The 13421-nt window shown below is 63.9% G+C and carries 10 protein-coding genes; 6 read left to right on the top strand and 4 right to left on the bottom strand.

What is annotated here, in order from left to right; all coding sequences use genetic code 11:
• The first annotated feature begins 23 nt into the window (after window positions 1–23).
• Window positions 24–587: a sigma-70 family RNA polymerase sigma factor gene (locus tag AC1RRC_RS28345; RefSeq protein ID WP_493058992.1), complete on the top strand. Its 564-nt coding sequence runs from the start codon at window positions 24–26 to the stop codon at window positions 585–587.
• Complete coding sequence (locus AC1RRC_RS28350; RefSeq protein WP_493058993.1) at window positions 584–1630, top strand: hypothetical protein; 1047 nt, start codon at window positions 584–586, stop codon at window positions 1628–1630. Before AC1RRC_RS28345 ends, AC1RRC_RS28350 begins: the two co-directional genes overlap by 4 nt.
• A 3-nt stretch (window positions 1631–1633) precedes the next feature.
• Here the strand turns inward: AC1RRC_RS28350 and AC1RRC_RS28355 are convergent, their stop codons facing one another.
• Window positions 1634–4708: a DUF2135 domain-containing protein gene (locus tag AC1RRC_RS28355; RefSeq protein WP_493058994.1), complete on the bottom strand. Its 3075-nt coding sequence runs from the start codon at window positions 4706–4708 to the stop codon at window positions 1634–1636.
• Between the two features lie 447 nt (window positions 4709–5155).
• Between AC1RRC_RS28355 and AC1RRC_RS28360 the strand changes: the two genes are divergently transcribed.
• The 3 genes from AC1RRC_RS28360 to AC1RRC_RS28370 all read left to right on the top strand — a co-directional run bounded on the left by AC1RRC_RS28360 (window position 5156) and on the right by AC1RRC_RS28370 (window position 8621).
• Entirely contained in the window at window positions 5156–6703 is a 1548-nt protein-coding gene (locus AC1RRC_RS28360) for a DEAD/DEAH box helicase (RefSeq protein ID WP_493058995.1), read from the top strand.
• A 174-nt stretch (window positions 6704–6877) separates the two neighbouring features.
• Window positions 6878–7342 carry a MarR family winged helix-turn-helix transcriptional regulator gene (locus AC1RRC_RS28365; protein ID WP_493058997.1) on the top strand — a complete coding sequence of 155 codons (465 nt, stop codon included), beginning with the start codon at window positions 6878–6880 and terminating at the stop codon, window positions 7340–7342.
• Between the two features lie 7 nt (window positions 7343–7349).
• Window positions 7350–8621 carry an MFS transporter gene (locus AC1RRC_RS28370; protein WP_493058998.1) on the top strand — a complete coding sequence of 424 codons (1272 nt, stop codon included), beginning with the start codon at window positions 7350–7352 and terminating at the stop codon, window positions 8619–8621.
• A gap of 28 nt (window positions 8622–8649) precedes the next feature.
• Here AC1RRC_RS28370 and AC1RRC_RS28375 read toward each other — a convergent pair whose 3' ends face one another.
• Genes AC1RRC_RS28375 through AC1RRC_RS28385 form a run of 3 tightly spaced genes read right to left on the bottom strand, consistent with a single transcriptional unit; the run spans window position 8650 to window position 12255 of the window.
• On the bottom strand, window positions 8650–9573 hold the full coding sequence (locus AC1RRC_RS28375) for an ABC transporter permease (protein WP_493058999.1): 924 nt from the start codon (window positions 9571–9573) through the stop codon (window positions 8650–8652).
• Entirely contained in the window at window positions 9570–10664 is a 1095-nt protein-coding gene (locus AC1RRC_RS28380; protein WP_493059000.1) for an ABC transporter permease, read from the bottom strand. The genes AC1RRC_RS28375 and AC1RRC_RS28380 overlap by 4 nt, the downstream gene beginning before the upstream one ends.
• On the bottom strand, window positions 10651–12255 hold the full coding sequence (locus AC1RRC_RS28385) for an ABC transporter ATP-binding protein (protein WP_493059001.1): 1605 nt from the start codon (window positions 12253–12255) through the stop codon (window positions 10651–10653). The genes AC1RRC_RS28380 and AC1RRC_RS28385 overlap by 14 nt, the downstream gene beginning before the upstream one ends.
• A gap of 305 nt (window positions 12256–12560) precedes the next feature.
• On the opposite strand from AC1RRC_RS28385, the gene AC1RRC_RS28390 reads away from it, so the two are divergent.
• On the top strand, window positions 12561–13412 hold the full coding sequence (locus tag AC1RRC_RS28390; protein WP_493059002.1) for a GntR family transcriptional regulator: 852 nt from the start codon (window positions 12561–12563) through the stop codon (window positions 13410–13412).
• The last annotated feature ends 9 nt before the right edge of the window (window positions 13413–13421 follow it).

The following is a 13421-nucleotide window of genomic DNA, read 5'->3' on the forward strand; positions in this document are numbered from 1 at the left end:
ACGGACTGTCTGACGAAGCGCTGATGCTCCGTTACAAGGAAGGCGATTTGCCAGCTTTCCAGGAACTGTACCGCCGCCACAGCCGCGGCTTGTACCGCTTCCTGTCGTGGCATGCGCCGCGCCGTGAATGGGCCGATGAAATCGCCCAGGACAGCTGGATCAACCTGCACCAGGCACGGCTGCACTATGAGCCACTGGCCAGCTTCCGCACGTATTTGTACCAGATCGCCCGCAACCGCTTGCTGGATCTGCTGCGCCAGCCGCAGGCGCAACTGGTCAATGACGAGACGCTGTTCGATCATTTGAACGACAGCGGCGGCGCCGCCTTGGGTGCGGCAGGTGCTGCGCTGGGCGCCGACGCCGCGCTGGAAGCGCGCCAGCGCACCCGCGCCCTGCACGCGGCCATCCACGCGCTGCCCGGCGAACAAAAGGAAGCGCTTATACTGCAACAATTCAGCGGCATGAGCCTGGACGAAATTGCTGAACTGGTGGCGGTTCCGGTGGAAACCGTGAAAAGCCGCCTGCGCTATGCGATGAAGAAACTGCGCCAGCACTATGCCGCCGACGCGGACAAGGAACCGGTATGACGGGCCAGCCCTACGACGATGACGATGCGGAATTCGACGCCTTTTTGCAAGGCAAGGGACCGCTCGCGCAGGGGTTGGCGGAATTGACGCAACCGGAGCCTTCGGCCGCGCTGGATGCGGCGATTTTGGCGCGGGTGGCGGCGGACCTGGGGCAAGGCAGCACAGCCGCAGCCAATGATGACCAAGGTCCCGCCGACTTCCAGCCACGCCGTTGGCGGGAACGGTGGCGCATGCCGGTGGCATTGGCCGCCGGGGTCACCGCGATTTCCATTGCGTTGCCGCTGTGGCAGGACGATCTGGCGCAGCAGCAAGCCATCCAGGCATCGATGCAGGAGATGCAAATCCCGGCCATGCCAGCGCCGATGGCGGAACCACACGCGCCGCCGGAAGCGGCTGCGCCAGTACCGGACAGTGCCGCGCCAGCCAAAGATGCCGCCGCTCCAGCAGCCACAGGCACTGGCCGCGCGGCGGCACGCCCGCCCGCAATCATGGCCACACCGTCCGGCCCGGCAGCCAAAGCGGAGGCCGCACGCAACGATGCTGCAGCGGAAAAGCGCAAGGCCGATGATGCCGGTGTGGAACGCAAAGCCGTGGAACGCGAACTGGCGGAGGCCCGTTCACAGCGTGCGTCGCAGGCGGCACCGGTTGCAGAAGTCGCAGCGCCAAAAATACAGGTGCCGGCCCCCACCGCAGCGCCGTCATCAGCCGCATCCCCGCCACCGCCCGCGCCAGTCCCGGCATACGCACGCACGCCGGCGCCGATCGTTGCGCCGGCACCAGTGCTACCACCACAAGCTGACTACCGCGCCGGCGCTCCCGCGCAATCGGCGCCGCCGGCGGCCATGCCCGCGCTGGCCAAACAACTGGCGGACGACGCGGCCAGCCAGCCCGTCTACCCTGCCGCCATCGTGACCCGCATCGAGCAATTGCTGAAGGAAGGCAAGCGCGATGAAGCGCTGGCGGAGTGGGACCGCTTGCGCGCAACCTATCCGGACTATCCGGTTCCGGACAAATTGCGCGAAGCACTGGGGCGCAGCCGTTAAGGCTTACTTGACTTCAAATTCCCCCACCATCACCGTACTGCCGCCCTCTTTCAGCCGCAGCGTCACCATCTCATCCCTGGCGCGCGCCATGCCAAAGCCGGTGGTCAGTTTCAGCTGCAAGGTGGTGGCGCCGGCCACCAGTTGCTGGCGGTCGCCAAAGTAATTGGCATAGACCCGGTATTTGCCCGGTTTGGCCCGGCGCAGCGAGAACTCTTCCGGCCCATAGCCACCCGTAAAATCGCGCGACAGGCGGCCGCCCAGTTGCGTGTTCTGGTTGCCGTAGTAGCACTTCTCGCCTTCCGGATCGACCACCCACAAATCCATGTCGCTGTTGTCAGCATCCCAGGTCAGCACGGCCCGCACGTCCAGCGGCAGGTTGCGCAGCAGGCGGCTGTCGATGTGGCTGGTATCCAGCCGGGAACCGGCCGGCGCGGTGGCGATAATCGCATTCATTTCCGCCAGCGCAATCAGTTCGACTTCCGCGAAACGGCCATCCCAGGGACGCAGCACCACTTCATACAAGTGCTCGATGGCTTCCTGCCGCTTGCCCGCCGCCGCATAGGCCAGACCCAGGTCACGGAACGATTGCGGCTCTTCCTCCGCCAATTGCTTTACCTGTTCAAACACGGGAATCGCCAGTTGCGGCGCGCCCGCCTGCAGCAGACGGTAACCCAGCACGCGCAGCACATGCCGGTTTTCCAGGTCCATTTCCGCCAGATTCGACAAGACCCGCAGCGCCAGGTCGCGCTTGCCCTTTTGCAGCAGCATGTCCGCCACATCGACATAAAACGCGCTGCTGCTTTCCCACGACGGTTTTTCATCGAGATAAATCGCATACAGCGCATCCGGCGCGGCCGCTTTCATGCGGGCGATATACGGCGCATTGGCATTCCATTTCTTCAGCGCGATACCGATCGAAGGCGCCTGCACCCCGTCCTTCTGCGCCATGCCCGCCTTGGCTTCGGCCATCGGCGGCATCGCCATATCGGCACGCGTATCCGCACGCATACCGGCGGCAACCGGTGCGGCGGCGGGTGCCGGTGCCTGCGGCGGCGCAGGCGGCGCGAGGCTCAGCACCGGCGCAGGCATCCGCGCATCGTCCATCTGGCGCGGATCCATGTGTTCGCGCCGCTCCTTCCGCGTCAGGGATTCATTCCGGACGCGGGCCTGCTCCGCCCGGCGCAGTTCCTGCATTTGCCGCTGGCTCAATTGCACCGCCTCCTCGTCCTTGTACAGCCAGCGTTTCTTTTGGGGCGGGTTTTCCCACCACGCGATCTTTTGCTCGAACTGGCGCATCACGGAATCGAGCTGCTTGTCGCGCCGCTGTGCGGTGCTGCGGGTACGCTGCGCACGCAGCTTGTCGAACGCCGCCAGCATTGACGGCGGCGGCGTCACGTCATGGCGCACATAATCTTCCAGCCGCTCCAGCACCAGCAGCGACGTTTGCCGGGTCGGCATGCCGAATTGCGCGCCGAGGCGGCGGATCGCGCCACGGTTGGCCTCATGATCGATATCGAGCGCCCGCAATTGATAACTGGCCCACAGCCACGCGGCCAGCGGATGCGTTGCGGCGCCGCTGTCAATGTGGACCGTCACCGGCACGGCTTTGCCTTGCCGCGCCAGCGACAGTTGCACTTGCGCGCTGGCGCGCGTCAGTTTGCCCGCGATGCGCAGCAGCCCCTGGCCCATGGCGCCGGCATCGGCCAGCAGTTCGGTGGCGCCGTCGGCGCGCAATTGCTCGATGCGGGGGCCGTCCGTCAGCAGCATCGTGGCGGCGGCATCGATCGCCTGCCCCGCCGCCACGCTGACCAGTGCGCCGCCGCTGCGTTCCGCCAGCGCGGCCAGCCGCACCGTGTCCGCCCCTGGCGAGGAATGGATGGCATACAGCCGCTGCCCGGCCGCCAGCAGCGGGAAGCGGCGCGCGCCATAATTTTGCAAGCCATCGGACACCAGCAGGTATTCCTGCACGCCGGACTCCGGCTGCCAGTCCGCCAGTGCGCTGGCGCCGTCATATTTCACGGCTTGCAATACCTTGCGCAACGCGTCCCAGTTGCCATCGCGGATGCGGAAGGTTTGTGGCGCCTCGGCGCGGTCGCGCAACAGCACCAGCTTGACGTCGCCATTGCCCAGCGCGCGGAAATAACGCTCCAGCAGCGCCAGTTCGTCATCGATGGCGCGCCGCGCGCCGGAACCGGAGGCGTCCCACAGCAGGCCGACCGTGCGCGGCAAGGGACGCGGGGTGCGCTGCGCGTTGACCGGCACTTCCGCCACAAAATACGTGTCATTGCCAAAGCGTTCGACATAGGCTTGCACGCGCTGTGCGGCGGGAATATGCACCGTCACGGCTTGCGCCGCCGGGCGGTCCAGGCGCGCCTGCCAGCCCTGCGCGGTATCAACCGCCACGTTCTCGGCGCGGCGCGCCGCCTCGCTGTCCGGCTCACCCGGGGGCTGGTTACGGACTGCGTTCCTGCCGCTGAATACCGGCGCGTCGGCCACCCCGCTGAAACGGGGCGCCGCGGCCGCCCCCTGCACGTCCACATTCAGCACGAAATCCTTGACGCCATTGGCATACGCCAGCGGCAGCCGGTAAATCCAGCCCTCGCTGTCGCGCGCCAGCGGTTCCGCCACCGTCAGTTCCACGGTACGGGTTCCTTGCGCGGGGATTGGATACACGCGCAACCGGAACTGGTTGCCTTGCGTGTGCTCGAGCAGCGCGGGGTCGACGCCGCGACGCTCTTCCATTTCAATGATTTGGCGCCCCCGGCTTTTCTCCACCGGCACCGCCGGACGCATGGCGCCATCAATATCAAGCGCAAAGCCTGTCACTTGCTGGCTGTCCGCCAGCGGGAATTGCAAATTCCCCTCCAGCACGCGGCTGTTCGGGTTAAAAAACACCATGCGCACCCGCGTCTCGGCCATGCCGCCACTGATGGCGCTGTGAATGTCGAGACGCTGCAGGCGCACGGGACGCTCCCCGCGCAAGGTCTCCATCAACGGCTGCGCCGCCAGCCATGGCGCGGCGCACAACAGTAAAAACAACGTATATATACGCAACAGGCGCATCGGGCGCGTTGACATGGCATCCTCCTTGAATCCGGACCATCCGGCACTACCATGTAACGGTGCGGGTTACAGAACGGGGTTAAATCGCTGAAAAAATTGTTTGCGCGAAAGCTACGTTTTTGATTGCCACAGGCTGGCCCATGTAACAACTTTGTAGCGTGTAAGCTTGGTGTAAGAATTTATCTATGCACTGTCTGGCGAAATGATGTATTATTCTCGCTTGTGCATTGCAACACCGCAGGCACCTGAATAATAACGAGCAGCTACGCAGCCTGGGCGCATCAACCGGATGTCGCCCGATATAAAGCCCCCCGCCCTAAGTGCCGCATATGGCACTGTCCCGGCGCAAAGCTTTTGTGCCGAAATTTCTAATACACCCGTTTAGAGTCATTTCGCTTTGGTTCGCGTTGCTATTTTGCGTATTGCTTTTGGCAAGACGCTGATTTTTACGAAAGATACTGAATGACTTTTGAAGCACTTGGCCTCCACACGTCCATCCTTAAAGCGCTGACCGATTCCGGCTACACCAAGCCGACCCCGGTACAGGAGCAGGCAGTGCCTGCCGCGATCGAAGGCAAGGACTTGCTGGTGTCCTCCCAGACCGGTTCCGGCAAGACCGCAGCCTTCATGCTGCCGTCGCTGCACCGCCTGGCTCTGGCGCACGATGAATCGGCCCCTACCGGCCGCACCCCGGCGCAAGAAGCCCAATCGGCCAAAGCCCGCGGCGAGCGCCCGCGTTTCAAGCCAGCCCAGCCAAAAATGCTGGTGCTGACGCCGACCCGCGAACTGGCCCTGCAGGTCACCACCAATACCGACAAATACTGCGCCAACCTGCGCCGTATTAAAGCCGTTGCCATCCTGGGCGGCATGCCATACCCGAAACAGATGCAACTGCTGTCGCGTAACCCGGAAATCCTGGTTGCCACGCCTGGCCGTCTGATCGACCACATGGAGTCGGGCAAGATCGACTTCTCGCAACTGCAAATCCTGGTGCTGGACGAAGCGGACCGCATGCTGGACATGGGCTTCATCGACGACATCGAAAAAATCGTCGAAGCCACCCCGGCCACCCGCCAGACCATGCTGTTCTCCGCCACGCTGGACGGCGTGGTGGGCAACATGGCGCGCCGCATCACCAAGGATCCAATGGTGATCCAGATTAACAGCGCCGCCAACAAGCATGAAAACATCACGCAGCGCGTGCACTTCGTGGACGACCTGTCCCACAAGAACCGCCTGCTGGACCATCTGCTGCGCGACGAAACGCTGGACCAGGCCGTGGTCTTCACCGCCACCAAGCGTGACGCCGACACCATCGCCGACCGCCTGAACATCGCCGGTTTCTCGGCCGCCGCACTGCATGGCGACATGCACCAGGGCGCCCGTAACCGCACGCTGGAAAGCATGCGCCGTGGCCAGGTCAAAGTACTGGTGGCGACCGACGTGGCGGCACGCGGTATCGACGTGCCAACGATCACCCACGTGTTCAACTACGACTTGCCGAAATTCGCGGAAGACTACGTGCACCGTATCGGCCGCACCGGCCGCGCCGGCCGCAACGGCCTGGCCGTGTCGCTGGTGAACCACTCGGAAAACATGAACGTGCGCCGCATCGAGCGTCTGACGAAGCAAAGCATTCCAGTGACCGTGGTGGAAGGCTACGAGCCGAAGCGCTCCGCCGCCCCGCGTCCGGCCCGTCCAGGCTGGAAACCAGGCGAAGGCCGCAAGCCGGGCCAGCGCAGCTTCAGCAAGCCGGGCGCACCGCGCGAAGGCGGCTACAACCGTGAAGGTGGTGGCTTCAACCGCGAAGGCGGCGGTCACTCCAACTTCAGCCGCGAAGGCTCGACCTTCAACCGCGAAGCCGCGTCGCCAACCCGTGAAGGTGGCTACAACCGCGAAAGCCGTTACAGCCGCGAAAGCACCCCGGCGCCACGCGAAGGCGGCTACAACCGTGATAACCGCGGCAGCCGCGAAGGCAACTTCAGCACCCGCCGCTACGGCGACCGTTAATCGGTTAGCCTAAGCTCGACGAAAGCCACCGATCAACCATCGGTGGCTTTTTTATGGCTACGCCACCAGGAACCGTGGAAGTGAAGCAGCCGGGTGCGGAACCGCCTGTATATTTGGACTTTTCTATTTTTTGCGCATATACTTGCTTACTCAAGTATATTTCAAGGATTAATCATGAATGAGTTAAGCACTGTACCTGAACCGGCCGACGATACCGCACTGGATTTTTGCCTGCGGCTGGCGCGTGCCCAGGCAGCGGTCGTGCGCCGCCTCGATGCGGCGCTGGGCGGCCATTTCGGCATCAGCTTTGGCGACTTCCAGCTGTTGCACCACCTGGCCCGTGCGCCGGGCGGCCGCCTGCGCCGGGTCGACCTGGCCGAGCGCCAGGGCTTGACGGCGTCGGGCGTCACGCGCAGCCTGCTGCCCTTGGAAAAAACAGGATTGGTGGGCCGCCAGCCCGATCCGCGCGATGCCCGCGTCGGCTACGCCGTGATTACGCCGGCCGGCCACACGACATTGGATAACGCCATGGTGACGGCGCGCGACGTGGCAGCCGACTTGCTGCGCCACGCGCCGCCGGACCAGTTGCAGGCGGTATCGGCAGTCCTGGGCCAGGTGGCCGGCGCCACCTATATCTGAGGGCAACATGAGCAAGGCTTTGCTACAAGACGCGAACTTCCGCTGGCTGACGGGCGGCGCTGTGCTGTCCGGCCTGGGCGACCAGTTCACGATGATCGCCCTGCCCTGGCTGGTCTTGAAAATGACTGGCGATCCGCTGGCGCTGGGCCTTGTGATCGCCATCATGAGCGTGCCGCGCGCCGTGTTCATGCTGATAGGCGGCGCATTGGTCGACCGCTATTCGCCGAAGTCGGTGCTGATGGTGACCAAATTTGCCAATGCCCTGGTGATCGGCACATTGGCCGTGCTGGTGCTGGGGGCGCCCGCACTGCTGACACTGCCACTGCTGTATGCACTGGCGCTGGCATTGGGGCTGGCGCAGGCATTTGCCGTCCCCGCCGGCACGTCGATCCTGCCGACGATGGTGGCGCGCGAACACTTGCAGGCCGCCAACGGCATCATGATGGGGTTGCGCCAGTTGCTGATGCTGGCCGGGCCGTTGCTGGGCGCCTTGCTGATGGTGCTCGGTGGCGACAATATCCACGCCGCCTCCCAACAGGGTCAACGCGCAGGCCACGCCAACGGCATCGGCTACGCATTCGCCTACGATTGCGCCAGCTTTTTAATTTCCGCATGGACGCTAGCCAAAGTGCGCGCACAGCCTGGCGCCCAAACCGCGCCGGCGCCGGGCCAGAGCGTATTACACGCGGTTGCGGAAGGCATGCGCACCTTGTGGCAAAACGTGGCGGTGCGTACCTGCTTTATTTACTGGTCACTGGTGGCGATCGTCGTCGGCGGCACCATGCAGGTGGCGCTGCCGCTGCTGGCCTCGCGCAACCTCGATGGCGCCGCATCGCTGGGCATCCTGATGGGTGCGCACGGGGCGGGTACCCTGGCCGGCATGGCGCTGTCGCGCACAAAGCTGCGCGCCATCACTTTCGGCGCCACCATCCTTGCCGTCGATGCACTGGTCGGCTTATTGATGTCGCCATTGGGCGCGATCACGGCCGCGTGGCAGGGCATGGTGCTACTGGGGGCCATCGGCGTGCTGGGCGGCTATATGCAGATTGCCGTTTTCACGTGGATACAGCAAAGCGTGCCGCCGCACATGCTGGGCCGCGCCATGAGCATTTTCATGTGCATCTTCATGGGCGTGGCGCCGTTGTCGGCCACGGTCATCGGCGCGCTGCTGCAGTGGATCACGCTGGCGCAATTGTTTGCCGGCGGCGGCGCCCTGTTGCTGTCGTTGGCGGCCTTTGCGTGGGTCGCAACGCCGATGCGGCATATACAGGCTCATTAGGAAGCCGCATCGGCGTTGGCAGACGACGTCAGTCCGCCCTGAAGTTCTGCCCCAGCGACATCGGCTTGTTCAGCAAGATGGTCTTGGGATCGCGGCAGATGTAGACCAGCACGACGATGGTGGCGAGGTAAGGCAGCATGGACAGGAATTCGGACGGGATTTCCAGACCGAAGCCCTGTCCATGGAATTGCAGCATCGTGACGCCGCCAAACAGATACGCCCCCAGCACCACGCCGCGCGGTTTCCAGGTGGCGAACACCACCAGCGCCAGCGCAATCCAGCCGCGCCCCGCCGTCATGCCTTCCACCCACATCGGCGTCAGCGCCATCGACATGTACGCGCCGGCCAGCCCCGCCATCGCGCCGCCAAACACCACGGCGGCATAGCGCAGCAGGATCACGTGGAAGCCGATCGCGTGCGCGCTGTGCGGCGACTCGCCCACCGCGCGGATCAGCAATCCCAGGCGGGTACGGGCCAGCATCCAGCCGATTGCCACCGCCAGTGCGATCGACGCGTACACCATGATGTCGAAGCGGAACAGCAACGGCCCGATCAGCGGGATGTCCGACAGCAAGGGGATCGGCAGCTTGGCCAGCGGCTCGACCGTCTGTCCCGCCAGCCCGCGCCCGAGGAAGGCCGACAGGCCCACGCCAAACAAGGTCAATGCCAGCCCGGTCGCCACCTGGTTGGTTTGCAGGGTCAGTACCAGGAAGGCAAACAGCAGCGCCAGCGCCATGCCGGCCAGCGCGGCCGCGCCCAATCCCAGGCCGGCGCTGCCGGTGGACAGGGTGACGGCAAAGCCCATCACCGCGCCCGTCAGCATCATCCCCTCCAGCCCCAGGTTCAACACGCCGGCCCGTTCCGCCACCAGTTCTCCCAGCGAAGCGAAGATCACGGGCGTGGCCGCGCCGGCCGTACTGGCGAGGAAGGCAATCAGGTATTCGGTATTCATGCGGCACCTCCTTGGGCAGCCACCGCCGGTGCTGGACGCATGCGCGGCTTGAAGCGGTAATGGATGAACAGGTCGGCGGCCAGCAGGTAAAACAGCAGCAGACCCTGGAACAGCCCGGTGATCGCGTTCGGCAAGCCCAGTTCGATCTGCGCCGATTCACCGCCGATGTACAGCAGCGACATCAGCAACGATGCCAGCACCACACCGAGCGGATGCAGCCGTCCCACATAAGCCACGATGATGGCGGCAAAGCCGTAGCCGGGCGACACGGAGGGCTGCAACTGCCCGATTGGACCGCACACTTCACCGACGCCGGCAATGCCCGCCAGCGCGCCGCTGATAAGGAAAGCCGCCCACACGTTGCGGCGCTCGGAAAAGCCCGCATACGCCGCCGCCATCGGCGCCATGCCCGACACCTGCATGCGGTAGCCGGCAAAGGTGCGCGCGCAAAAGAACCACGCGCCACCGGCGGCCGCCAGCGCCAGCAGCAAGGCCGCATTGGTGCGCAACCCTTCGACCAGCAGCGGCAACATGGCCGCGTCGTGGAACATCTTCGATTGCGGGAAATTGAACCCTGCGGGATCGCGCAGCGGCCCGTGCGTCAGGTAGCTGAGCAACAGGTATGCGACATACACCAGCATCAGGCTCGTTAAGATTTCACTGGTGTTGAAGCGCGTACGCAGCAGCGCGGGAATCGCCGCCCACAGCATGCCGCCCACGGCGCCGGCCAGGATCACCACCGGCAACACCCAGCCCGCGTCCACATCATCAAGATACAGCGCCACGGCGCCGGCCGTCACCGCGCCGATGGTCAATTGGCCATCGGCGCCGATGTTGGCGACGTTGGCGCGGAACCCCAGCGCCAGGCCGATGCCGCACAGGATCAGCGGCGTGGCTTTCAACAGCAATTCGCCGATGCCATACGCGGTGGTCGCGGGTTTGACGAAGTACACATAAAACGCGTGCATCGGGTCCTGTCCCAAGCCATAGAACAGGATCGAACCGGTCACCAGCATGGCCAAGGCCGCAATGAGCGGCGACGCCAGCATCATGGTTTTTGACGGCTCCGGTCGAGCTTCAAGCCTGGACATAATGTTCTCCTTCCTGCTGTGCCGCAGGGCTTGCGGTTTCCACGTGATCGAAATCGCCGCTCATCCACACGCCCACTTGGTTGATCGACGTATCCGACGTTTTCACGGCGCGCGACAGGCGGCCTTTCGCGATCACGGCAATGCGGTCGCTCATCATGAACAATTCTTCGATTTCTTCCGACAGCACCAGCACCGCGACACCCTGGTCGCGCATGTCGATGATGGCTTGCCGGATCAGCATGGCCGCGCCAATATCGACGCCCCAGGTCGGTTGCGCCAGCACCAGCACTTTCGGCGCCAGCGTGATTTCGCGCCCGACGATGAACTTTTGCAGGTTGCCCCCGGACAGGCTGGACGCGGCGGATTTCTCGCCGCCGCATTTCACGTTGAAGCGGGCAATAACGTCGCGCGCAAAGGCGGCAATGGTCTTATGCTGCACCAGGCCGTTTTTCACCATGCCGGTTTTGCCTTCGGGGACATACCCGGTCAGCAGCGCGTTATCGGCCAGCGACAAATCCGGCACCGCGCCCCGCCCCAGCCGCTCTTCCGGCACGAAGCACAAGCCGCGTTCGCGGCGCTGCGCGGGATTCAGGCCGCCCACCGCTTGCCCCAGCAGTTTTAGCGAGGCGGCATCGGCCAGCAGGCATTCGCCGGAAATCGCTTTCAACAGCTCTTGCTGGCCATTGCCGGACACGCCGGCAATGCCGACGATTTCGCCGCTGCGCAATTGCAGGGAGACGTCCTTGAGGGACGTGCCAAACGGATCGAGCGGCGTGAAATTCAGTTTATCGAGCGCCAGCCGCACGTCGCCGGCCTCGTGTGGCGTCAGGCGGCAGCTCGGCAACTCGCGGCCGATCATCAATTCCGCCAGCGAGCGCGCTGTCTCGTTGCGCGGAATCGCGGTGCCGGACACGCGGCCGCTGCGCAGCACCGTGGCCTTGTCGCACAAGGCCTGGATTTCATCGAGTTTGTGGCTGATATACAGGATGGAACAGCCTTCGCTGGCCAGCCGGCGCAGCGACTCGAACAGCTTTAATACCGCTTCCGGCGTCAGCACCGAAGTCGGTTCATCCATGATCAACAGCTTGGGATTTTGCAGCAGGCAGCGCACGATTTCCACGCGCTGCCGCTCGCCCACCGACATGCTGTGCACCAGCCGGTGCGGATCGAGCGGCAAGCCGTAGTCTTCCGACACTTGCTTGATGCGGGGCGCGAGTTTTTCCGGCGAGATTTTGTCGTCGAGCGCCAGCGCAATGTTTTGCGCCACGGTCAGGGTTTCAAACAGCGCGAAGTGCTGGAACACCATGCCGATGCCCAGCTTGCGCGCGGCCGACGGCGATGGAATGCGGACCGGATCGCCTTCCCAGAAGATGTCGCCCGCGTCGGGATGCGTGACCCCGTAAATCATTTTCATCAGCGTGCTTTTGCCCGCGCCGTTTTCACCCAGCACGGCATGGATTTCACCGGGCATGACGGTCAGGTCAACTGAATCATTGGCGACAACGGAAGGATAGATCTTGGAAATCCCGCGCAGCTTGAGCCTCGGTTCAACCAGGGGCTGCAGCGCGGAAGGATCTGCTGCTGGATTCATTGGTGGATACTCCTTGCGGCGGTTGTATACAACTGAAATACAACTGAAACAACTGAATTTCTCGCGTCTCGCTATGCCGGCATGAGCGCCAAAACGGTGCAGCCGGCCCCGTCCTGGTGCGGTCCTGCACCGATTGTATACAGTGCTTGGTAACCACCGGCGCGTGGCGCTTTCGCCACGCTTAATTCTTACTGTATACAAATTTTCGTTGAATTGCGCACTATTTCGTACACAATGAACCCATCGACTGAGCGAGTGTCTTTTTTCATCACACCCAAGTGATTACCTTCAAACGAGTGACCAACATGAGCAACGCATCCCGCATCGTCGAACCGGCCAGCGTCATTGAAATGAGCGCGGGCAGCCGCCGCAAGACAGGCGGCACGAAGGGTGGCCATGGCGGCGAAGGCGGCGCCGGTACGGGCGACAGCGCGGCCGCCGGCGGCACGGCGTCGTCCACCGTCAAACCCGCCAAGCGCGGCACCACGGCAGTGGACTTACGCATATATCGTGCCGTGGTCAATGCCGTGATGAGCCACAAGCTGCCGCCCGGCACCCACCTGGGCGAATCGGATTTCTGTGAACTGTACAAGGTCAGCCGCACCACGGTGCGCAAGGCGCTGCAACGCCTCGCGCATGACCACATCATTGAATTGCGCCCCAACCGCGGCGCAGTGATCGCGTCCCCCACCCCTGAGGAAGCGCGTGAAATCTTTGCCGCGCGGCGCGCGATCGAACGGGAAATCGTGCCGCTGGCGATCCGCAACGCCAGCATCAATGCCGCCTCGCTGCAACGCATCCATGAAGCGATGGCCGAAGAAGAAGCGGCGCGCCGCAGCGGCGACCGCGCCAACTGGATCCGCATGGGCGGCGAATTCCACCTGCTGCTGGCGGAGCTGGCCGGCAACCGGGTATTGCAGCGCTACATGGGCGAGCTGGTGTCGCGCTGCTCGCTGATCATCGCGCTGTATGAAAGTCCCGGCTCCCACATGTGTGAAAACGATGAGCACCGCCACTTGGTCGCGCTGATCGAACAAAAGAAATGCGAACAGGCTGTCGCGCTGATCGAACACCACTTGCTGGAAATCGAAGGCCGCCTGCGCCTGGGCGTGGTCACCCGCAAAGTCAAACTGGCCGATGCACTGGCCGGGCTGTAACCCGCTGTA

This window comes from Pseudoduganella sp. GW821-FHT12E03 (assembly GCF_058807115.1).